Source organism: Puia dinghuensis (assembly GCF_014642875.1).
In the GTDB taxonomy this organism is placed as follows: Bacteria; Bacteroidota; Bacteroidia; order Chitinophagales; family Chitinophagaceae; genus Puia; species Puia dinghuensis.
Map to the genome: position 1 here is coordinate 1,561,160 of NZ_BMJC01000001.1, position 22,961 is coordinate 1,584,120.

Sequence of the window (22,961 nt, forward strand, 5' to 3'; positions counted from 1 at the left end):
GTTGCTATCTATTTTGCCTTGACAGGTTTCATATTGAAATTGCTGATCTTCCTGAACACGGCCTCCACCGGTTTCCCTTTCAGCCTTGCCGCTACATCCCCCGCTGCCACCGCTTCCTTCAACAATCCCAGCACTTCCCGGTAGGCCTTCAGCGTATACTCTACATCAGCATCGGTATGGCTAAACATCATATTGTGGAAACCAGACCAGAGGATGCCTCTTTTGATCATCTCCTGCTGGACATAGGATTTCAACTCCAACGGATTGCCCGCCGTGGCGTCAAAGCTCACCAGCGACCGGCACTCATAGCCCGTACACCGCGTATAACCATCGATGCCCAGTTCCTTCGCCAGCGCATTATACCCGTCCTTCAGCTTCTTCCCCTGGGCAGCGAGATGAGCAGGAACATTCTTCTCTATCAGTTCGTGGATCGTAGCCACCGCCGCAGCCAGTGACAACGCCTCACCGCCAAACGTCGTATAGAAAAACACATCCCCCTTGAACAGCTCCATAATCTGCCGCCTGCCAGTCAGCAAGGAGATGGGCATGCCATTGGCACAGGCCTTGGAGTAACACGCCAGGTCAGGAACTACCCCAAAATATTCCTGGGCGCCCCCTACGGCTATCCGGAACCCCGTCCACATCTCATCGAAGATCAGCAGCGTACCGTTGGCGGCACACAAGGCCTTCAGCTCGTGCAAAAAGTTATTTTTAGGCGCCTCGAATATAAAAGGCTCCAGAATGACACAGGCCGTATCGCTATCCAGCGCATCCCGCACCGAATCGATATCATTATACTCAAAGGTACCGCTCAAATCTTTCACCGCATCGGGGATCCCTGCACTGCGGCTGGTGACGCCGATATACCAGTCATGCCAGCCATGATAGCCACAGCATAAGACCTTGTTACGGCCGGTATACGCTCTCGCCACCCGCACCGCCGCGCTGGTGACATCACACCCGGTCTTGCTGATCCTGATCGACTCGGCATTCGGAATCACCTGGTGGACCAGCTCGGCAAGCACCACTTCCAGCTCATGCATCATCGAGAAGGTGATACCATCCTTCAGCTGCGCGGCAATCGCCTCATCCACCCGCGGATAAGCATACCCAAGCGACAATGGCCCTATCGCCGCATTATAATCGATGAACTCGTTACCATCCACATCCCATACATGGGACCCCTTCCCTCTCTTCACATATTTCGGCGCCACGCCATCCACATACTGACCGGGCCCTTTGGCCATCGTCTGCGTCACAGGCGTCATAATAGGTTGAGCCCGCTGATACAGGGCCTCAGACTGCGTCGTCACCGGGTAATCTTCGTTAAAAGCGACTTTATTTGGCATAGCTAACTAAATTTTCTTTTACCGTGGCAGCAATCTTTTCCGGCGTAAACCCTTCCGTCTCCAACACCTGCGCCAGCAGCCCCGGACGGAACCAGCGCTCCCCAAGCGAAAGTGCGGTCACAGCCGCCGAAACCCGCCGCCGCAACAACACCTCCGCTACAATGGAGTACAACCCGCCTGTCTGCAGATGGTCTTCTATAGTCACCAGATGCTGTGAACCGGTAGCAGCCCGTACAATAGCTTCCTCGTCCACTGGCTTCAGGCTGCGCATATTCACCAGCCCTACCGAAAGCCCTTCCTTCTCCAGCAGGGACTTCGCCTGCAACGCATTCTCAAAGAGGAACCCGTATACCAACAGGGTCACATCCGTACCCTCGGCAACGACCTCCGCCTTCCCGGGCTGGTAGGGCGCATGGGTAAAATTCCCTTTCTTATGATTGATCCGCGTATAAGCCGGCGCCGGAGCACTCCAGATATGCGGTAGCATCTTGACAAGATCATCCTCATCAGCCGGCGCATAGACTTCCATTCCCGGAATACCCCGCATGATCGATACATCCTCGATGGATTGATGCGTAGGTCCGTTGCCATCCGAAAGAAAGCCGGGGATATACCCGCTCAGCTTCACCGGAAGATGGGCGATACCCACATCGGTACGGATGAATTCATAGGCGCGCATAGTGAGAAAAGGTGCCAGCGCATGCACAATAGGAATCCTTCCCCTCAAGGCAAGCCCCGCCGCCATCCCTACCATCGTCTGTTCCGTAATGCCCGTATCGACAAACCGGGGCCCCAGTATCTTGGGTATGTTCCGCACCAGTGCCCTGTTCTCAGCCGTCATCACGATGATGCGCTCATCTTCCAATGCAGTTTGTATCAAAAGTTCTTCGTAAGTCATATTGCTGTATTACCGTACTACTAATGTTTCTGATTCGATAGATGCTTTTACATGGCCATGCAGTTCCTCCAGCAGCTGGGCTACCTCCGTCGCCGTGAACGCACAGAACCAGCGGTCGGCCCTTGCCTCGATACTGGGCAACCCCTTCCCTCTCACCGTGTCGGCGATGATCACCTTCACCTTGCCCCTTCCCTCGGCAGCGCTGCCGGCCCAGACCCCGGTCACCCGGCTATCGATGTCTCCAAACGCCTTTTCCAGCGCCAGGAAATCATGCCCGTCAACGCGGATAACGTCACAGCCAAAGGCCTCGAACTTATCCACCAGCGGCTCCAGCGGCACCAGTTCCTCCGTTCGGATATTGGCCTGAAAAGAATTACGGTCGACCACAAGGGTCAGATTATCCAACCCATAGGCATTAGCTACCAATATCGTCTCCCAAACACTGCCCTCATTCAGCTCTCCGTCACCCGTAATAACGACAATCCGGTTGTCTCCCACCCCCAGCTTGCAATCGAGGGCAACCCCGGCCGCCACGGCAGGAAGATGACCAAGAGAGCCGGAATGGAACTCGACCCCGGGTATCTTCCGGTTCGGATGCCAGTAAATGCTGTCACTCGTCGACAAATGATTGGCCAGACGCCCCGGCTCCAGCAGCCCCATCTCCACAAAAGTTCCATAGAGGGCCGGCACATCATGACCCTTGGAAAGAAAAAGGTAATCCCGATTGAGGTCTGTGGGCTTGTCTTTATCCCTCCGGATCACCCGCGCATACGTATAGACCATTATCTCCACACAGGATAGCGATGCACCGATAAAACAGCCCCCGCCTTCCGACATCCGGATGATATGTTCCCTCACCTTGAGGGCCGTCGATTGCAGGGCGGCCAATTCGTTCTTTGTCATCATTCGATATACTTATAAGTGTTTTGTCTGTTCTGCGCCAACCGTCTTCAGCTCATCCAGGTGATGCCGGTACCAGTTGACTCCCGCATAGCCGGCATTGATGGCATAGATGTCTGGCCGCCGTTCGAGCAGCGCGAGAATATCCCCAACTCCGAATAAGGGGTTCGAAGGATACAGCTCGTCATATACGGCACGTATAAAGGCATAATCCTCGGCATAGTCGATCGTAAACCGATGCGTCATTGAATAATCCACACCACCCTCCATGGTTACATTACCGATGCGGAATTGCTCGGGCCGCTCCCAAATATAAGGAGTGCTGTGCTCCCGCTCCAGCGGCCGGCCGGCTTCCCGCCAGGCCCGCTCCAACGCAGAAAAGGTCATGATCTCCACATCATTCCCATCCGGATAAGTAGCCGGGTGAAGATTGCTCACAAAGTCATACTCGTCGATATGGTCCAGGTAAAAAGAGATCACCTTGTCAATAATGATGGGGTCAATCAGGGGGCAATCACTGGGAATTTTGATGACAGTCTCGGCCGGGAAACAAAGTGCGGCCTGGTAGTGCCGGTCCAGCAGGTCGAGCGCATCGCCGCGGAAGCAATCCAACCCCTCCTGCCGGCATACCGCCTCGATGGGATCGTCACCTGCTTCGGTAGTGGTGGCGATGATCACCCGTCCGCAAAGCCTGGCCGCCTTTACACGCTCGGCCTGGCGTACGAAGAGCGGCTTGCCCTGTAAAGGCATCAACACCTTGTCAGGCAGACGGGAAGACCCCCTCCTGGTTTGAATAATGGTAATGATCCGCTCTTTCTCGTTCATGTAAGCTTATTGTGTTCGTAGCCGTCCTGACTATCCGTAAAAATTCGTCTTTTGGTCCTTCAAACTCGATATAGCGACGGCAAAGATCGGCAATTCTTGCTGCCGAAGTACCGCCATTCTGAATTGGCGCTAATTTTCTCAACTGGTCGACATCAAAATAAGAGTGCACTTTCTTGCCAAGAGCGATCCCGATATAAACGACCGTGGAATACTGTGTGATCAGCTCATCGCAATTGGCAATCATCTGCTCGGTATTCCCCTCGGTATAAATGGCGGCAGAAGGTGCCCACTGCCTGATCTCTTCGATAGCCCGCTCCTTCTTTTCGTTGGGGTGAAGCTTAAAAAGCAACGGTCTTCCCGCTGCGATCCGGACACATCTCCGGATGAAGGCAGGCCGGTCTTCTTTCTCGAATGTATTATTAACCTCCCGGTTATCCGAGGTCGCCACCATCACATACCCACTATAGGGAAAATCATTGTTTAGCAGCGCAGCGGCGTTGTCATAGTTCGGGATACCCGTAACTACTATCTTGTCCACATCGGTACCCAGCTGGCCAAACTGCTCTCTATAACCCGGCGAAGCGGCGCAATAGATATCGCAGATATTGCCAGAACCGTTAAAAGCCGTATTCGCCGCCCAGTAACCCGGCAGCCCAAGCCGGCGGGTCCACTTACCCCACGAAGTAATAGGGTCGGTCATCCCCTCCTGCACCCAGACCGTCTTGCCCTTCCTCAACTCCTTCGTCACCAACAGGTCGGAGCATAGTACTGTAAGATCATAATTATTATGGTAAATCTCCCGGGCGTAGTCATTACGCAACCGGTGCTTCTCCAGGTAAGCATCCCCTCTGCGCCTGAACTCCCCGGCCAGAATGGTCGTATCAAGAACCCCCATACGAACTGCCGCCTTCACTACCGGATGCTTGCTGTAGATTTGAGTGAAGAAACAATCATAGTCAGCCAAATGAGAGGCTATCTGATGCATCTGGCTGGTCTGATTGGGCGATCCTATCGTAAAGAGTATCTTCTTTCTTGGCGACTTGGTATCCTTCGTCATGCGGTAGCAGCTTGGTTTGCACTTCGATAACAACTTATCGGCCGTAAAGTTAATAAGCCTGCCTAATTAATCCACAAAAAACTTTCCCCCCTTTCCCAACCTGGGAAACCCGCCAGCCGGAAGACAGCCTCCGGCCGGAAGACAGACGGAGTACAGACCCTTACTTATCCAGATACGGCAATATCGCCTGCTGCCATATCTTATATCCCTTCTCATTCATATGCAGCTTATCCCCCAAAAAAAGCTCATCCATCGGATGCCCCTGCGCGTTGAGCATCAGGTGGTATACATCCACAAAAGCAGCATGACTTCGCTGGGCCATGAAATTCCTGATCAGATCGTTCGCCCTTTCCATCTCCGGCATCAGCCGCTCCCTGCTCGGACTTGGCTTGATCGACACATACAGAATATCGACATCATTACCCAGATGCTTCCGGATCATCTCATATAAGCGCTGAAATTGCTTATATACCTTCTTCCCCGAAATATTCTGGACCAGGTCATTATCCCCGCAATAGATCACCACCTGCTTCGGCCGGTAGGGATAGATGATATCCCCCGCATAATGGATCACATCATCGAGCGTAGAACCGCCAAATCCGCGGTTGATGATCGGGTAGCCGGGAAAGTCAGCCTGTATATTGGTCCATTTGCGAAAGGACGAACTCCCTACAAAAAGTATCGCATTGGCAGGCGGATGATGAAGACTGTCTTTTCGTTTGAACTCCGCAATCTCATTCCAGAAAGGCGGTTGAACGGCCACCGCAGGCGGAGAAGCAAAGGGCGCCTGCGGCGGGGGACTTTGCGCATTTACCAAAAAAACAAATAACAAGAGACAGGCAATCAGGAGGGGTTTTTTCATACGTGGCTTTTCCATGGTTTCGCCAAAGCTACGATATTCCGGTATCTTTACACCCATGGTCACCGCCATCCTCCTGGCCGCCGGTTCCTCCAAACGCATGGGCGCATGCAACAAGCTGCTTCTGCCCTGGCAGGGTAAGACGGTCCTATCCTCTACGACCGAACGATTACTCGCCGCCGGCATAGAAGAGATCATCCTCGTCACCGGCCATGAAGCGCCGGCAATAGAAGCCACGGTCGCCAACCTCCCCGTCTATATCATCCACAACCCGCATCACGCAACAGGAATGACCAGCTCCATCCAGGCCGGTATCCGCATCGCCCATGGCCAGGGCTATATCATCTGCCTCGCCGATATGGTCCTCATCACCCCGGCGGAATATCGTCTCCTGGCAACAGCCTTCGAAGAAAAATATTCCACCGACCCCCAATGTATCATCATCCCCGAATACCAGGGCCAAAAAGGCAACCCAGTGGTCTTTTCCGCTTCCTGGCGTGAAGCCATTCTGCAACACTCTGAGGAAGAAGGCTGTAGAACCCTCGTCCGCAGCCACCCGGAACACCACTTTTACGTCCCCATGCCCACCGGCCACATCCTCAAAGACATCGATTTTCCCGAAGATTATCAAACTATGATCAGGTAGTTTTCCTCCAGGTTCTCTTCAGAATTTTTTCAGACTTTTGTCCCAACCCACTTCAAATGAAGGTCCTGATCATCGAAGACCAGCAGGAATTGTCGGACAGCATCATGGCCTATCTGGCCCGGGAGAACTTTGCCTGCGAGGTCGCCTATGACTTCGAGACGGCAAGAGAAAAGGTCAATAAGTACGAATATTCCTGTATCATCCTGGATATCAGCCTCCCGCTCGGCAATGGTCTCAACATCCTCAAGGAATTGAAGGCCCGCGACAAAGCCGAAGGCGTACTCATCATCTCTGCCCGGAATTCCCTGGACGACAAATTGCACGGCCTCAACCTGGGCGCGGACGATTATCTCACCAAACCCTTCCACCTGCCCGAACTGGCGGCACGCGTCAACGCCATCATCCGCCGTATGTCCTTCGAAGGCAAGAACAAGATCGTCCAGGGCTCCCTGAGCCTCAATTTACGGGACAAAACCGTCACGGGTGCAAAAGGGCCCATACCCTTGACAAGAAAAGAATACGACCTCCTGGTCTATTTCATGGCCAATATCAACAAGGTCGTCACAAAGGAAGCCATCGTAGAACACCTCTGGGGCGACAATATCGACATGGACGATAACTATGACTTCGTCTACGCCCATATCAAAAACCTCCGGAAAAAACTGATGCAGGGAGGCTGCCCCGATCATATAAAGGCGATCTACGGAATGGGTTATAAATTTACCGCAATAGAAGAAAAAAAGCGATGAAGCTGTTCACCAAATACTACCGCATCAACCTGCCGGTCATGATGGTCATCTTTTTACTGTCCGCAGGAATGGTCTATCTGCTCATCGACGGGATCCTTATCCGGGAGGTCGACATCGGCCTGGCCGGCGCCGAACGGGGCATCAGAACCTATTACTCCCTTCACCACCAATTCCCCCAGCAATACCCATTGGATGACAGCAAGCTCAACTACGAGCTCACCGACAAACCCATGGACCAGAGCCTCTTCTCTCCCATCACCCTATACAGCAACGTGGAGAACAAGATGCACAATTTCAGAAAAGTGGTCTTTACCATCACGGACGGCAACAAGATATACAAGGTCACCTACTCCAAACCGCTGCAGGGCATCCACCATCTGTCCAGGGCCATCATTTTCGTGTCTCTTCTCACCGTGCTGACCACCATTTTCGCATCGGTCATCACCAACCGCATCCTGCTGCGCCGGTTGTGGCGGCCTTTCTATGACGCCCTTCATGCCATGCGCAACCTGCAACTGGGGGATGCCCGCAACCTGCACTTCCCCATCACGACGACCGAAGAGTTCCGTTACATGAACGAAAGCCTGGGATTGGCAGCCCGCAAAGCCGGGGAAGACTACCTGCTGTTAAAGGAATTTACCGAAAACGCCTCTCACGAACTGCAAACCCCGCTTTCGATCATCCGCTCCAAACTGGAGGTCCTCATCCAGGACGAAGACCTCACGCCAAAACAAAGTGAGGTCGTCAGCAGCGTCTTCGCTTCGCTGAAAAAACTTTCCCGCCTCAATCAATCCCTGCTGCTGCTGACAAAGATCGGCAACCAGCAATTCCACCACACGGAAAAGATCGATCTGAAAGAGAGAATGGAAGACCTCCTGCCACAGTTCCGTGAACTCTGGTCGGCCAATAATATAGCGGCATCGTGGGAGCTGGAAGCCTCCAGCATCGAAGCCAGCCCCGACCTCATCGACGTCCTGCTCAACAACCTGCTCAGCAATGCAGGCAATCACAACGTCGGCGGCGGCCTCATCCGCATCCAGCTGCAACCCAACAAACTCACCATCGGCAATACCTCCCCGTCATCGGCCCTCGACCCCAAACGCATCTTCACCCGGTTCTATAAAGGACCCTCGAATAACGGCAACAACGGGCTTGGCCTGTCCATCGTAAAAGAGATTTGTGATGCTTCCGCCATAGTCCCCGGCTACCACTACACGGCGGACGTCCATTATTTCAGCTTCGCCTGGTAAAAGCGCCTATCTTTACCGACACGTATGTCGCACAAGGCAGTACTGCTCATCATCCTCACATTTGCGCGCATTTACTGCGATGCCCAGTCGCCCACCTTATCCATCCACGGGACGGTTCAGGATAGCGTCAATAAACAAACACTGGAAGACGCGACTGTGTCACTGGTACACTTACCCGACGGTGCTGTACTGCGACAGACCCGCAGCAGAAAAAAAGGATTTGTCTTCTACGGTCTTTCCGCCGGCCATTATTCCCTCGTCACATCCTATCTCGGCTATGCAACGGATACCACTACCCTCACCCTCGGCCACACCGACAGCACGGAAAAAAGCATCCGCATCCTCCTGCACCATAGCGCAAAGGCAATGATGGAAGTCGTGGTCCGTGCCGTCATTCCCCCGGCCATCGTAAAGAACGACACCATCGCTTTCAATGCGTCCGCCTATCCTACCCGGCCAAACGCCACCGTCGAAGACCTGTTACGCAAGCTTCCGGGCATCGACATCGATAAAAACGGCAACGTCACTATGCAGGGGCAGAAAGTAGATAAGATCTACCTGGACGGCAAGGAATTCTTCCTAAACGATCCGCGTACGGCAACTCAAAACCTCCCCGCCGACATCGTCGATCAGATAGAGGCCTTCGACTCACAGACCGACAGGTCCAGACTCACGGGAATAAAAGAGAATACCGGAACGAAATCGATCAACATCCGGCTGAAAAAGAACCGGCGAACGGGCTATTTTGGAAAGGTCTATGCCGGGACGGGGTCCGGCGGCGGGGATGGGAAAGGTGGGGTTACCAGCAGCTATTCGGCCGGCGGCACGGTCACCAACCTTGGGACCAACTGGGTCTTCGGCACCGGCAATGCCAACAATATGAACAACCAGTTCACCGGCGCCGACAACAAGACCGGACCAGGCGCCGGCGGCCTCCAGACACTGGATAACACCCAGCTCAACTTCCGCACCAACAAGAGCAATCGCCTCGTCCTTACGCTCAATGGCGGCACCAACGGCGCCCGCACTACCCTCGATCAGTCGACCCAGCGCAAGACCCTGCTCACCGACTCCTCGCTGTATGAAAATCGCTATAGCAACCAGTCATCCCACAACCGGTCGTACAATGCCAATGCCTTTGTGGAATACAATCCCGATAGCTTCACCGTCTTTAATCTCCGCACCCTCTGGACGTCGCAGACTTCGTCGGCAAACAACCAGGATACCGTGGGCATCTCTACGGAAAAAGGCAACACTGGCTGGCTCAGCAACCAGGGCCACACCGGCAACACCAGCCAGTCCGATAACTATTTAATAAGTAATACGGTGAGTTTCCGCCGCCGCTGGCGGCTCCCGGGAAGAACGCTCTTCGCCACGGTCACCGAGGCGACAAGCCACCAGGATCAGCCTTCTTCCATCTATAATCTCGTAAATAACTTCGACAGCACAGAAACCCTGCTGAACCGTACCCTTACCAACCAGGTTTCTTCGCAGCACGCTAATACGGACACTTATAATGCCGCCGTCTCCTATACCGAACCGCTGAAACCGGGACATCTCCTCGATCTCACCTATGGGCTCAACCGCAGCGTCAGCCATTCCGACCGGCAGTCCTATGATTTTGACAGCGCCACCCGGCGGTACGACCTCCCAGATACGCTCACGACAAATCACTTCATCAATTACAATACCATCCACCGCTTCAGCACAGGCTACAACGCCACCGAAGGTAAGGTCCGTTATCAATTAGGGGTCACGTTCCAACTCAGCGATCTGGTCAACCACAACCTCACCACCAGCACCTCCCTCACCCAGCGTCAGTACAACTGGTATCCCCGGGCCTCCCTGTTCTATAATCCCACAAAATCCGCCAGTTTCAGACTGTTCTATTCCGCCAATACCACCAGCCCGACGATCCAGCAGTTGCAGCCCCTGCCCGATCTCACCAATCCTTTCCTCGTAAAGATCGGCAACCCCGGTCTGCTGCAACAACTGACCCACACCCTCAATGCCACCTATGCCAATCTCAATAGCCGCACCTTCCGCAACATCCAGCTGTCACTCCAGGGCGATCTTTCCCAGCACGAGATCACCCAGGCCACGACCGTATTGTCCGGCGGCATCCAGCAACAGCAGTATGTCAATGTCAACGGTGTCTGGCACTTGTCTTCCAATCTTACGTATGGATTTCCGCTGGGCGATCAGCGCAAAGGCAACAGCAGCATCACCCTCCGTGGACATTATGGACGGGACGTCAGCATCGTCAACGGGAGTGAGAACATAACGACCGGCCTGGGCTGGGGCAGCACCCTGAAGCTGAACTATCACCCGGCAGCAAAATTATTCGTGGAAGGCATCGGCAGCGTGGACTATACGGGCTCCATGTATTCTATCTACCCCAACCAGAATACCCAAACGCTGGCACAGAATTATTCCTTGGATGCTTCTTATGAACTGCCCGGCGCCCTCACCATCGCCAGCAATTACAGCCTCCAGATCACAGGCAGCCAGGGCGCCTTGCCCGGCAAACAGGTGGCCCTGTGGAACGCCAGTATTTATAAGGATTTCTTTCGCGATCGCAGCGCGCAGCTTCGTTTCTCCGCCTTCGGCATCCTCAATACGCCCAGCAACTTCAGCCAAAGCGTCGGTCTCAACTACGTCCAGACCCAACAAACCAATATCCCCGGCCGCATCTTATTATTAAGCTTTATCTACCGCTTCAAACACTTTCCCTCAGCGCCTCTACCTCATCCGCCTTCTTAACCAAAGGCTTACCAAGAATCCGGCTCCCCTCCGCTATCACCAGCAGATCATCCTCGATACGAATGCCACCAAACGACCGGAAGGCCTCCAGCTTATCGTAATTAATAAAGTCCATATACTTCTTCTCCGCCCTATACTGGTCCATCAGCTCAGGAATAAAATAAAGTCCCGGCTCGATGGTCACCACAAATCCGGGCTCAAGCTCGCGCGCCAGCCGCAGCGACTTCCAGCCGAACTCACGGCTCTTCTTCAACGTCTCGGTATACCCGACATATTCCTCGCCAAGGTCCTCCATGTCGTGGACATCGAGACCCATCATATGTCCCAGTCCGCATTGAAAGACGATGGTATGGGCGCCGGCCGCAACCGCCTCTTTCGGGTCGCCCTTCACCACGCCAGCCTGCTTCAATCCTTCCATCAGCTTTTCCGCAGCCAGGGCATGCACATCCCGGAAAAACACACCCGGACGCAACGCCGCGATAGCCGCCTCCTGGGCGCCAAGTACGATATCATACATCTCCCGCTGCTGTGAAGTAAACCGGCGGCCCACCGGGAAGGTCCTCGTCATGTCACCGGCATAATGCATCGCATTCTCCGCACCACTGTCGCAGATGGCGATACGCCCCTCCTTCATCACCGTGGGGCCATAATGATTGTGCAACACCTGGCCATTCACCGTTAGGATAGTGGGAAAGGACAAATTACCCCCCGCAGCGATGGCGATGCCTTGCAACCCGCCTGCTAACTGGGCTTCCGTCATCCCGGCCCGTACGCCTTTCATCGCCGCCAGATGCATGGCGGCAGTAGTATTGACAGCCTGCTCTATCTCGACGATCTCTTCCGCCGACTTGATGCTGCGCTGCGCGACGATGGCCTTTATCAGCGGCACGGAAGCGTGTCCCTTCAGGCTGGCGGGAGAAACACCAAGCCAGGCGGTGAGTTTCAGGCTGTTCTCAGGCCGGTAAGGCGGAAGAAAGTGCAAAGGACGACCGGCAGAACGAACCGCAACGATATCGGTAGTCAATGCCTCCACCGGCCGGACAACGGTGATGCCCGCAGCAGCAGCCTGTTCACTAATCGAAGGCTGCGGCCCCGTCCACACGATCTCATCCATCGTCAGCTCCCGGCCATAAATAACCTCCAGGTTATTCTCGATGTCGATGATCCCGGTCAGCCCCGGCTTGTCCAGCCCAAAAAAATAAAGAAACGAACTATCCTGGCGGAAAGGATAGAGGTTATCCCTGTAGTTCATGCTGCTCTCTTCGTTTCCGAGCAGCAGGATAACCCCATTGCCAACCTGCGCTTTTAGCTTGTTGCGCCGCGCCTGATAAATGCTTTTATCGAACATAGTTCAAAAATTTACCATTATCTCCCGTCGGGATCAGGATTATCTCCCGTCGGGATCAGGATTATCTCCCGTCGGGATCAGGATTATCTCCCGTAAGCAAGTCCCCACTGCACTCCCCTCAACTCCGCAAGTCCGCGAAGCCGGCCGATGGCGCTATAACCCGGATAGGTCTTCTTATTCAGATCGTCCAGCATCTGGTGACCATGATCGGGCCGCATCGGCAGCGAAAGACCTCTCTTCTCCTGTACAGCCAGCAGCTCACGGATGACGGCGACCATATCGACATCTCCCGTCAGATGATCGGCTTCATAGAAATTACCCTCGGCATCCCGCTTGGTGCTGCGAAGATGAATAAAATGGATATGATCCCCCAACCGGCGAACCATTCCCGGCAGATCGTTATCCGCCCGCACCCCATAGCTGCCCGTACAGAAACACAGCCCATTGGCCGGCGAAGGCGCACAGTCCAGCAGCTCGCGGGCATCCCGCTCCGTACTTACGATCCGGGGAAGCCCCAATATTGGATACGGCGGATCATCAGGATGAATGGCCATCTTCAGACCCTCAGCCTCTGCTACCGGCACCACTTGCTGCAGGAAATAGAACAAATGTTGTTTCAGCTTCGCCGCATCGATGCCTTCATAGGTCTTCAACGCCGCCAGTATCTGCTCCTCGGTGAACCGTTCTTCACTACCGGGTAATCCAAGCAAGGTATTGCGATAGAGCGTTTCCTTTTCCGTCGCCGTCATCGTGCTCAGACGCTTCTCCGCCGCAGCTATCTCCGCCGCCGTATAATCTTTTTCCGCGCCCGGCCGCTTCAGCAGGAAAAGATCGAATGCAATAAAGGCCGCCTTCTCAAACCGCAACGCCCTGCTGCGATCGGCCATCTCATAGGCAATATCCGTCCGCATCCAGTCGAGAATGGGCATAAAATTGTAAGTCACCACTTCCAGTCCCCCCTTTGCCACGTTGCGCAGGCTTTCCTGGTAGTTGGCAATATATTTCTTATAATTACCGGTCTGTTTCTTGATGTCCTCATGCACGGGCAGACTTTCGATCACCGTCCAGCGCATTCCGGCATTCTCCACTTCTGTCTTTCTTTTCTGGATCTCTTCCAATGTCCAGACCTCGCCGACAGGAACATGATGAAGCGCCGTCACAACACCCGTACATCCCGCCTGGCGGATATCCCAAAGGCTCACCGGATCATTGGGACCATACCATCGCATGGTCTCTTCCATTAAAAAGGGTCTTTTCATACTTATATGTTCGATATGTTATTTCACGACCACCTCCGTGCTCACCCCCTTGGCCGCACCCAGGGCCTCACTTCTCGCCGTCGGCAGGCTTCCCCCGACACTGATCCTGATCTTACCTGCGGGCACAAAGGACTTCCCCTTCGCATCTACCAGCGACAGCTGTTCCGATGTCAGCACAAAACTCACCCTGGTCGAAGCGCCGGGCGCCAAAGATACACGCTGGAATCCTTTTAGCGCAAATAAAGGCCCGGAATCGTTTGCAGAGACATTAGCCTCATGGGTAAGATACAGCTCCGCCACCTCATCACCGGCCATCTTGCCCGTATTGGTCAGCGTCACCTCCACCGTCACCGACTCACGCTCCCCGATCTCTTTCTTCGACACTCGCAGGTCGCTATACGCAAACGTCGTATAAGAAAGCCCAAAGCCAAACGGATACAGCGGCTCCGCCGTCATATACCTGTAGGTCCTGCCTGCCATCGCATAATTCTCGTACGGCGGCAGCTGATCATACGATTTTGGAAAGGTCACCGGCAGCTTCCCCGAAGGCGATACCTTCCCGAAAATAATATCGGCCACGGCATTTCCCCCTTCCTCCCCCGGATACCAGACAAGCAGGACAGCGTCGGCAATTTCCTGCACCTCCGCAAGATTCATCGGACTGCCGCAGGTGATGACAGCAATAACAGGATGGGTATTGCCTTGCTTCAATTTCCGCAAGTAATCGATCTGCGCCTTGGGTAAATTATAATCGAGCCGGTCGCCAAAAGACGGGGAAGCCAGCGACTCACCTTCCTCCCCCTCCAGCAACCCGGAGATGCCTAGTACCGCGATGGTGGCATCAGCCGTTTTCGCTTCGCCACTGGCCCAATCTATCGGGTTTACATTCGGCCGGTCGAGCAAAACACCCTGACGATAGGTCATCTGGCTGCCCGGCTGCGCCTGCGCGGCAAGCCCCTCGAGAATAGTCACCAATTGGGGATTAACTCCATAATAGTTGCCCAATAATACATCGACGGCCGCCGCATTTGGACCAGTTACATAATATTTTTTCAAGCCGGTTGTAAGGGGCAGTGCGCCATTATTCTTCAGCAACACAACGGATTTCTCGGCTGCTTTCCGGGCTAAGGCCCGGTGCTCCGAACTATTGATAACCGACTCGGGTATCCGGTCATACGGGTTGGAACCCGGAGGATCAAAAAGCCCCAGCTTGAACCGCGTGCGTAACAAAACCGCCAGCGAACTATCGATCGCTGCCTGCGTCACCAGCCCCTGACCCAGGGCATCCGTCAACGCCAGATAGGTATCCCCGCAATTGAGGTTAACCCCGCGTTGCAACGCCAGCGCAGCAGCACCCGTCCTGCTGCTGACGAGTTTATGTCCGTCATAGATGTCGGCGATGGCGTCACAGTCCGAAACGATATGCCCCTTAAATCCCCATTGCTTCCGCAACACGTCTTCCAGCAGATAGGTATTCGCGCAACAGGCTTCGCCATCCGTCCGGTTGTAGGCACACATGACGGCCTCTACCCCCGCATTCACCAGGGCATGAAAGGCAGGCAGATACGTCTCCCAGAGGTCCTTTTGCGTGACTTCCGCATCGAAATGGTGACGCAACCGTTCCGGACCGCTATGCACCGCATAATGCTTGGCGCAGGCGGCCACCTTAAGATAACGCGGATCATTACCCTGGAATCCCCTCACCAACGCCACACCCATCCTCGCCGTCAGATAAGGGTCTTCGCCATAAGTCTCCTGTCCCCGGCCCCAACGCGGGTCCCGGAAAATATTGATGTTGGGCGTCCAGAAGGTGAGCCCTGCAAACCGTGGCCGGTAATCTTTTTTTATCGCGGCATTGTACATCGCCCGCGCTTCATCGGAAATGACATCCGCCACCTGGCCCACCAGGCTGTCGTCAAAAGTCGCCGCCATCCCGATCGGCTGCGGGAAGACAGTAGCAATACCACTACGGGCCACCCCATGCAGCGCCTCGTTCCACCAATCGTATTCGGGTATATGAAGCCGTTGGATAGCCGGCGTGCTGTTCATCATTTGGTACACCTTCTCCTGTGGCGTCAACCTGCCGAGAAGGTCCTTCACCCGGACATCGATAGATAAGGTAGGATTCAGATAGGGTTCCTGCTGCGCCCTGGCTTGGATCCAAAAACAAAGGATAAATGTTGCGAGGAAGAGGAGTATTTTCTCCCGTACGCCGTGTCTTCTCAATGTCAGCATTGAAGCACGCTTGGAATGTTGGGGGTTCGATTTCATGGCAGAGCTGTTGATTTTCAGCTAAAATAGGGAAAAACAGCGAAAATGCAATCGGTTACATTTCCCCCGGTCCGACGCCTCGTAATCATTCAAAACAAGCCATATGAATCTACGCACTCAACATCGGCGCTGGCTGATGGCCCTGCTCATCATTGCCCTGCCTGTCCTGTATTTCTCCTGCAAAAAAGACCAGAAACCCTCGGTATCACTCACCAGGACCACCCCCCGGGGGCTCAACGAGACCGTAAATGTCTGGGAGACCACCACCGACCAGTCCAATTTGTTAACCCAACAGCCGGATATCACTTTCGCACCAGACGCCGGCAGCAACCCGACAACCATCACCGTAGACGAGACCACCACCTATCAAACCATCGATGGCTTCGGCTATGCCCTCACCGGCGGAAGCGCGCAGGTGATCAATGGAATGGGCGCCAATCAAAGCACGCTGCTGAATGACATCTTCTCCACAGCCTCCGGCCACCTGGGTTCGAGCTTCCTGCGCATCACCATCGGCGCCTCAGACCTCAGCTCCTCGGATTTTACTTATGACGACATGCCCGCCGGCCAAACCGACAACAATCTCACTAACTTCAGCGTCAACAAGGAAATGACCGATCTCGTGCCGGTTCTGAAAAATATCATCGCCATCAACCCCGGCATCAAGATCCTCGCCACCCCCTGGACGGCGCCGGTGTGGATGAAACAGAACACGACAGGAAACAACGGCTTCACCGGCGGCAACCTGAATCCCCAATACTACGATGCCTATGCCCGGTATTTTGTAAAATATATCCAGGCCATGCAGGCACAGGGCATAACCATCTATGCCGTCACCCCGCAGAACGAACCGCTCAACCCCTATAACAACCCGGCTATGACGATGCAGCCCAGTGAAGAGGCGAATTTCATCGCCAACAATCTCGGCCCCCAGTTCGCAGCCAATGGCATCACGACCAGGATCATCTGTTATGATCATAATTGCGACCGGCCCGACTATCCCCAGACGGTGCTCGGAACCTCCGCGGCAAATCCCTACGTCGATGGCTCCGCCTTTCACCTCTACGCCGGCGATATCAGTGCCCTCACCACCGTGCACAATGCTTATCCCACTAAGAATGTCTATTTCACCGAACAGTTTGTTGGCGGACCGGGTAACTTCGCCGGCGATTTCGACTGGCACATGAACAACCTCATCATCGGCGCACCCCGCAACTGGAGCCGTGTGGTGCTCGAATGGAACCTGGCTTCCGACCCCAATTACAATCCGCATACCTCCGGCGGCTGTTCCAATTGTATGGGCGCCGTCACCGTCTCGGGCAGCAACTATACGCGCAACACCTGCTATTACACCGTCGCCCATGCCTCCTCCTTTGTACAGCCCGGCGCGGTCCGCATCTCCTCGAATACCTTTTCCTCTGCAATCCAGGACGTCGCCTTTAAGAACCCCGATGGAACAAAGGTGGTCATCGCCCTCAACACGTCCTCTTCCAGCCAATCTTTTAAGATCAAATGGGGTTGGGAGTCCTTCACCTATACCTTGCCCGCAGGCGCGGTAGCCACCTTCAAATGGGCCGGTACGCAATCGGCCGGCGGACCGCCCATCGGTCAGACGATCACCCTGAAATGTTTCCACAATTTTTACGTGAGCAGCGAGGACGGCACAAAGCCCATGACCTCAACACGCACGGTCGCACAGGCCTGGGAGCAATTCACCGTCGTCGATGCAGGCAACGGGAAGATCGCCCTGCAAAGCATAGGGCATTATGTATCGTCGGAAAACGGGGTGAACCCGATCACCTGCAACCGGACCAGCTACAGCACCTGGGAAGAATTCAACTGGATCACCAACGCTGACGGAACGATCTCGTTGCAAGGCAATAATGGCGACTATATATCCTGTGATAACGGGGCCTCGATGACCTGTGACCGGACATCCATCGGTGGCTGGGAAGCCTTCAAAGTCAACCAATAGCTATTTCGGCTGGGGCGCTGCGCGCCCCAGCCTTTATTATTTCACGCGGCCAGTGAAAGCCGGAGCCGGCAGCCCATCCTTGAACAAAATATCTCTATTATACAAATTAGCACCGGCCGGATTATCCGCCCACGCATACCGCACACTCACCGGATGCGGAACGAGCTCACTCGTCACAATAACGACCTTCCCTTCGATAGTAGCCTTTGCCGGGACAAAATGCCCATCATCCCCCGCAACCGTAAACCCTTTGAGCTCACCCCCACCCTTGACAATAAGCCCCGTATTCTCCTCCGTAAAATTGATATGAACCCTGTCCCCATGCACCCGCATGGAATGGTATAAAGGACCGGATGAGATAAAATTCTTTTTCCCATACGCGATGCTCTCCGCCGCCAGCAGCAACCGCTGACTCAACTCTTCCCTGTTCTGCCCCGGGACATCATCGGCGTCACCAATATCGGTAGCCACGGCCATCCCCGTTTGCGGCAGGGTCAACGCCATCCGCTGCGCCTCCCGCAGTTCGGCCCACTTGCTTTCCCCGGGTGTCTCCTTCACCGGGCCATGAGCAGGCAACTGCACGTACAAAAAGGGCAAGTCCCCCTCATTCCAGTGCCGCCGCCAGTCATTGATCAACAGGGGCAGCAAAGCCGTATATTCCGGCGCCTTTGCCAGATTCGCCTCCCCCTGGAACAAAATGATCCCCCTTACGGTATGGGTGCATACCGGCGCGATCATGCCGTTGAACAATCCACCGGGCGCCATCGGGTCGGCAGGCCCCGTCCCATCCTTGAATACACTGTCGGTATAACGGGTGGCAGCAGCCGCATAGTCGGGGAAGACCTTCAGAGCATCCTTGCTGAGCCAGGCCTCGGCCGGCGCCTCAGGGGCGCAGACATTGATCAACCCTATCGGAACCCGATAGTGCTCGTACAACTGCCGGGCAAAGACATAACCCAGCGCCGAAAAAGACAGCACCGACGTAGGAGTGGCCGCTTCCCAGCGGCAGCCCGGCGGCGCATTCTCCCGCGGGGTCTTGAAATCATATCGTAAGGTCACCTGGAATTGACGGATCGGCACATCACCCGCATGGGCAATAACATCAGCATACTTGTCTTTCACGACCGACATCGGCATCGCCATCCCCATCTGCCCCGAAAGGACCCATACTTCCCCTATCATAATATTCTTTATCCAGACATGATTGATGCCGTCGATATCCATATTGAACGGACCACCCGCCTTTTTCGGCGACAACTGCACCGCCCACTTCCCATTGTCATCCGTGACACCGCTCACCGTCTCCCCACCAAACTTCACCGTCACCTTCTCCCCCGGCGATGCAAAACCCCAGACGCGTATCGGCATATCCCGTTGCAACACCATCCCATCGCTCACCATCCGGGGTACCCGTATCTGGGCAAACGCCCCAACGCCAAACAAAAGCATCCCAAAAAACAGCCTCACTTTTTTACTGTTCATGCAAGATTATTTGGCATGCAATATATTCTTATCCACCCACTCGATAAAGTATTTTACATTCGGAGCATCCGTGTGCCCCCCATCATGCTGCCTCCAGGCAAGCTGCCCGTCCAGCAGCCCGGTGTTCACCGGCGGCATTTTTTCGGCTTTATAATCATTCGATACCCCCAGGTCCTTCGCCCCGAGCAATTTGAAAACAACCCCCGCCGCCACCGTCGCCATATAGCTCCCCTGGTGGTCGAGCCACTTGGCATCCCCCTTCTCAGGAACGCCATAACTGATAAAGGTGAGGCGCGGGGCGCACAACGCGATCAGCTCATGGGCATCTACCGGCAGGTCCTTGGCGGTCTTTGCTCCAAAGACGGCATCGGAGGCCCCGTATTTCATAAAATTCCCTGCCATCCAATAAAATTCACCACCTGTAATATTTTCTACGGACTCCCCCCAATTTCGCCGGTTCAGTTTGGCCCCGCCTTCACCCGAAGACCCGATAAGCCCCATCGCAAAGCGGGACTCGAAGGCCAGCGTCACCAGCGCGGCCTTCCCATACCGGGAGACGCCTTCTATTCCTACATGTTTGCTGTCTGCCATGGGCTCGTTCGCTTCCAGGTAATCGAGGGCCCTCGCTGCCCCCCAGGCCCAGGCGCGCAGCGCACCCCAGTCATCCGGCTTCCGCGGCTGCCCCTTGTTCACAAGCCCGATGATACCCCTGGTAAGCCCTGCGCCATTGTCCGCCTGTATACTGTTGGGGTCGATCTGCAGATAACCCCACCCGTCGGCAATCAGCTGCTGCGTCGTGGCAGGCAGCGCGAAACGCCCAAATAGCATGAGCACCGGCGACGGAACCTTCGCATTGGCTGGCAGCACAAGGGTCGCCTTGATGTCGACATCGATCAGCGGATAGGCTGAATTATCAACATGCCCTACCAGCTGTTTGGTAACAACAGGCATCCCTCCCACCGAGTCCCGCCTTTCGACAGCCACGGTCCAGGTTACACGAGGCTCATTCGCAGGCACGCGTCCATACACCTCCGTTTCGAAGGCTGCAACGATCTCAGGCCGGCGAAGCTTCCACCACTGGTCAGGTGTAGTCACCGGGCTGCCATCCTTCAACGTAAGGACATCGGGAAGATCGGGATAAGGATTGGCCAGCGCCTCATCGTAATTGGCATGATCGGGAGCTTTTTCGTCACCGCTGGGCCCTGGCCGCAGAACCCTGATGCCCAGCTGCTGCATCATGTTGTCATGATCTTCCTGTGCGGTGAAAGTGACAGGTAGCGGGTATTTCCCGTCGTCCCGGTCCGTCCGAAACGGGGACGCCGGCAAACCTTCCTTGTTATATAAATTAGCGCCTTCCGGATTGTCAGACCAGGCATACCGCACAAACCACGGATGCGGAATTTCATCGCTCGAAACGACCACGGTGGAGCCTTCTATCCGCGCCTTCGCCCATACAAACTTCCTGTCGGCGCCGGCAATGGCAAATTGCTGCAACGGCCCGCCACCTTTAGCCACCAGGCCGCCACCCACACTCGTAAAGGAGATAACGATACTGTCACCCCCCACCTTCGCCGATTGGTAAACAGCACCGGAACCAACCACCCCCTTCTCCCCATAGGCAATATTCTCAGCAGCCAGCGCCAGCCTGTCCCCAACATCTTTCTTATCCAGCGGATGAATATCATTCCATTCACCGATGTCGATGGTCACCACCATGGCGGTATTGACGACGCCCAGGGCATCGAGCTGCGCTTCCCGCAATTCGGCCCACTGGCTCTCCGCTGGCGAGTACTGCACCTCCATAAAGTTGGGCAGCTGGACATATAGGAAGGGCAGGTCTCCCAGACGCCATTTGTTACGCCAGTCCGCGATCAGGGCCGGCAGCAGCTGACGGTATTCCCGCGGATTGCCAGTATTGGCCTCGCCCTGGTACCAGAGAAATCCTTTGATGGCATAGGACGTCGCCGCAGCCACCATCGTATTGTAAAGCCCTGTAGGCTCATCCTGTGCAGAAAACGGCCGCGCTCCGCCACCAAAGCTCCTCGGCGGAAAAACGGCTCCCACCTTATATTGCCAGTCCCCACGTATATCAATATGCGTAGCCCCGTCCGTCAGCTCATATCGTTTATCCGGCACAAAACCACCCTTCCCAAACGTATTGGTAACCCTTACGACCAGGACATTCTTCCCGGCCTTTAACAGCCCTGCCGGTATCTCATAACGGCGGGGCGGGTATTGGTAGGTGATATTCCCCACCTTGACCCCATTGAGATAGGTTTCATCGGCATCGATAATCCGGCCGACAAACAACTTGGCCGCCTTGCCTGCCATCGACGCCGGAACATCGATCTCCCTGCGAAACCATACGATGCCATTCAGCCCTTTCACCCCCTGGTCCGCCCAATAACCAGGCAGCCAGAAGGAGTGCCAGCCTTCGGGAACATATTGCACGTCATACCACTTGACAGGCCCCGCCAATCCCAGGTCGACATGATGGGGCATCGAACCATCCCTGCCGCTCGCCGCCGAACCACCGGCACTGCCCGGCAACGCCGCACCACCAAAATTGCCCGGTCGCATCGGATGCAGCTGCCGGTTAAGCCACCCGGTATCCCTAAACTGCGCCAACCTCCCCGCGTAAGCCGGCAGATCATGAAACCCCTCCGCACTGATCCATGCCTGTATCGGCGTCCCCCCCACACTCGAATTGATGATCCCTATCGGAACATGATAGCGTTGATACAACTGTCTTGCAAAAAAGTACGAAGCCGCCCCAAAGGCCAACACATTGACAGGATTCGCCTCCATCCATTTGGACGCCGGCAGGTCTGCATGCACCCCGGCAACATCCGCCACGGTAGGCACAAAAAAATTCCGGATTTGCGGGAGATCCGCCCCGGCAATAGCTTCCGGATACTTCTCCTTCACCCGCTCCATCGGGATCACCATGTTGGACTGCCCCGAACAAAACCATACATCGCCCACCAGCACGTCTTTCACCAAAATCCGATTGCTGCCGAGGATCTCCATCGTATAAGGACCACCGGCCTTCTTCGCCGCCAGCCTCACCGACCATGCGCCCGCCGCATCGGTCACCGCCGATCGGGTCTCCCCATCAAAACGCACCCGCACTCTTTCTCCCGGCGCAGCCCAGCCCCAAACCTCTACGGGCCGGTCGCGCTGCAACACCATCCCGTCACCGATCAACTGCGGTAGCCGCACCTGCGTCCACCCCGCCTGCACAAGCAACAGCAGCGCCACAACAAGCCAATTGACCCTACGCATATCAAACATAGTTCGTTCTTTTATACATCGATCTCCCGCCCCTAA

The 22,961-nt window shown here is 55.1% G+C and carries 16 protein-coding genes; 5 read left to right on the forward strand and 11 right to left on the reverse strand.

The annotated features are described in order from the left end of the window. Nucleotides 1-8: 8 nt before the first annotated feature. From IEY39_RS06220 to IEY39_RS06245, 6 genes are all read right to left on the reverse strand, one after another. A complete protein-coding gene (locus IEY39_RS06220; protein ID WP_188929554.1) occupies nt 9-1,349 on the reverse strand; it encodes an aminotransferase class III-fold pyridoxal phosphate-dependent enzyme in 1,341 nt (446 codons plus the stop codon). Beyond that, nucleotides 1,339-2,247, reverse strand: a complete 909-nt coding sequence (locus IEY39_RS06225) for a transketolase family protein (RefSeq protein ID WP_188929556.1) — start codon at nt 2,245-2,247, stop codon at nt 1,339-1,341. Before IEY39_RS06225 ends, IEY39_RS06220 begins: the two co-directional genes overlap by 11 nt. Nucleotides 2,248-2,256: 9 nt before the next feature. Continuing rightward, entirely contained in the window at nt 2,257-3,153 is an 897-nt protein-coding gene (locus IEY39_RS06230; protein ID WP_229688792.1) for a transketolase, read from the reverse strand. 9 nt (nt 3,154-3,162) lie between these two features. After that, a complete protein-coding gene (locus tag IEY39_RS06235) occupies nt 3,163-3,972 on the reverse strand; it encodes a cytidylyltransferase domain-containing protein (protein ID WP_188929558.1) in 810 nt (269 codons plus the stop codon). Continuing rightward, nucleotides 3,908-5,029: a hypothetical protein gene (locus IEY39_RS06240; RefSeq protein WP_188929561.1), complete on the reverse strand. Its 1,122-nt coding sequence runs from the start codon at nt 5,027-5,029 to the stop codon at nt 3,908-3,910. The genes IEY39_RS06235 and IEY39_RS06240 overlap by 65 nt, the downstream gene beginning before the upstream one ends. A gap of 160 nt (nt 5,030-5,189) precedes the next feature. Beyond that, nucleotides 5,190-5,891, reverse strand: coding sequence for a GDSL-type esterase/lipase family protein (locus IEY39_RS06245; RefSeq protein ID WP_188929563.1), 702 nt, complete (start codon nt 5,889-5,891; stop codon nt 5,190-5,192). Nucleotides 5,892-5,904: 13 nt separating this feature from the next. Between IEY39_RS06245 and IEY39_RS06250 the strand changes: the two genes are divergently transcribed. The 4 genes from IEY39_RS06250 to IEY39_RS06265 are packed head-to-tail and all read left to right on the forward strand — an operon-like array spanning nt 5,905 to nt 11,296. Continuing rightward, nucleotides 5,905-6,534 carry a nucleotidyltransferase family protein gene (locus IEY39_RS06250; protein ID WP_229688793.1) on the forward strand — a complete coding sequence of 210 codons (630 nt, stop codon included), beginning with the start codon at nt 5,905-5,907 and terminating at the stop codon, nt 6,532-6,534. 56 nt (nt 6,535-6,590) lie between these two features. Beyond that, nucleotides 6,591-7,283 carry a response regulator transcription factor gene (locus IEY39_RS06255; RefSeq protein WP_188929565.1) on the forward strand — a complete coding sequence of 231 codons (693 nt, stop codon included), beginning with the start codon at nt 6,591-6,593 and terminating at the stop codon, nt 7,281-7,283. Next, the gene (gene porY / locus IEY39_RS06260) at nt 7,280-8,533 is read left to right on the forward strand and encodes a sensor histidine kinase (protein ID WP_188929567.1); all 1,254 of its coding nucleotides are present in this window, start codon (nt 7,280-7,282) and stop codon (nt 8,531-8,533) included. The genes IEY39_RS06255 and porY overlap by 4 nt, the downstream gene beginning before the upstream one ends. Before the next feature lie 24 nt (nt 8,534-8,557). Continuing rightward, a complete protein-coding gene (locus tag IEY39_RS06265) occupies nt 8,558-11,296 on the forward strand; it encodes an outer membrane beta-barrel protein (RefSeq protein ID WP_188929569.1) in 2,739 nt (912 codons plus the stop codon). Here IEY39_RS06265 and IEY39_RS06270 read toward each other — a convergent pair. The 3 genes from IEY39_RS06270 to IEY39_RS06280 all read right to left on the reverse strand — a co-directional run bounded on the left by IEY39_RS06270 (nt 11,253) and on the right by IEY39_RS06280 (nt 16,174). Further along, nucleotides 11,253-12,644 carry an aminopeptidase P family protein gene (locus tag IEY39_RS06270; protein WP_188929571.1) on the reverse strand — a complete coding sequence of 464 codons (1,392 nt, stop codon included), beginning with the start codon at nt 12,642-12,644 and terminating at the stop codon, nt 11,253-11,255. The two genes, IEY39_RS06265 and IEY39_RS06270, sit on opposite strands and share 44 nt — an antisense overlap. A gap of 83 nt (nt 12,645-12,727) precedes the next feature. Next, nucleotides 12,728-13,903 (reverse strand): mannonate dehydratase, encoded by a 1,176-nt coding sequence (gene uxuA / locus IEY39_RS06275; RefSeq protein ID WP_188929573.1) that lies wholly within the window; start codon nt 13,901-13,903, stop codon nt 12,728-12,730. An 18-nt stretch (nt 13,904-13,921) separates the two neighbouring features. Beyond that, entirely contained in the window at nt 13,922-16,174 is a 2,253-nt protein-coding gene (locus tag IEY39_RS06280; RefSeq protein WP_229688794.1) for a glycoside hydrolase family 3 C-terminal domain-containing protein, read from the reverse strand. 103 nt (nt 16,175-16,277) lie between these two features. On the opposite strand from IEY39_RS06280, the gene IEY39_RS06285 reads away from it, so the two are divergent. Then, nucleotides 16,278-18,149 (forward strand): glycoside hydrolase family 30 beta sandwich domain-containing protein, encoded by a 1,872-nt coding sequence (locus IEY39_RS06285; protein ID WP_229688795.1) that lies wholly within the window; start codon nt 16,278-16,280, stop codon nt 18,147-18,149. A gap of 36 nt (nt 18,150-18,185) precedes the next feature. On the opposite strand, the gene IEY39_RS06290 is transcribed toward IEY39_RS06285, so the two are convergent. Both IEY39_RS06290 and IEY39_RS06295 read right to left on the reverse strand, forming a co-directional pair. Beyond that, nucleotides 18,186-19,631, reverse strand: coding sequence for a sialate O-acetylesterase (locus IEY39_RS06290; RefSeq protein WP_188929575.1), 1,446 nt, complete (start codon nt 19,629-19,631; stop codon nt 18,186-18,188). A 6-nt stretch (nt 19,632-19,637) separates the two neighbouring features. Beyond that, nucleotides 19,638-22,916: a glucuronyl esterase domain-containing protein gene (locus tag IEY39_RS06295; protein ID WP_188929577.1), complete on the reverse strand. Its 3,279-nt coding sequence runs from the start codon at nt 22,914-22,916 to the stop codon at nt 19,638-19,640. Nucleotides 22,917-22,961 lie beyond the last annotated feature (45 nt).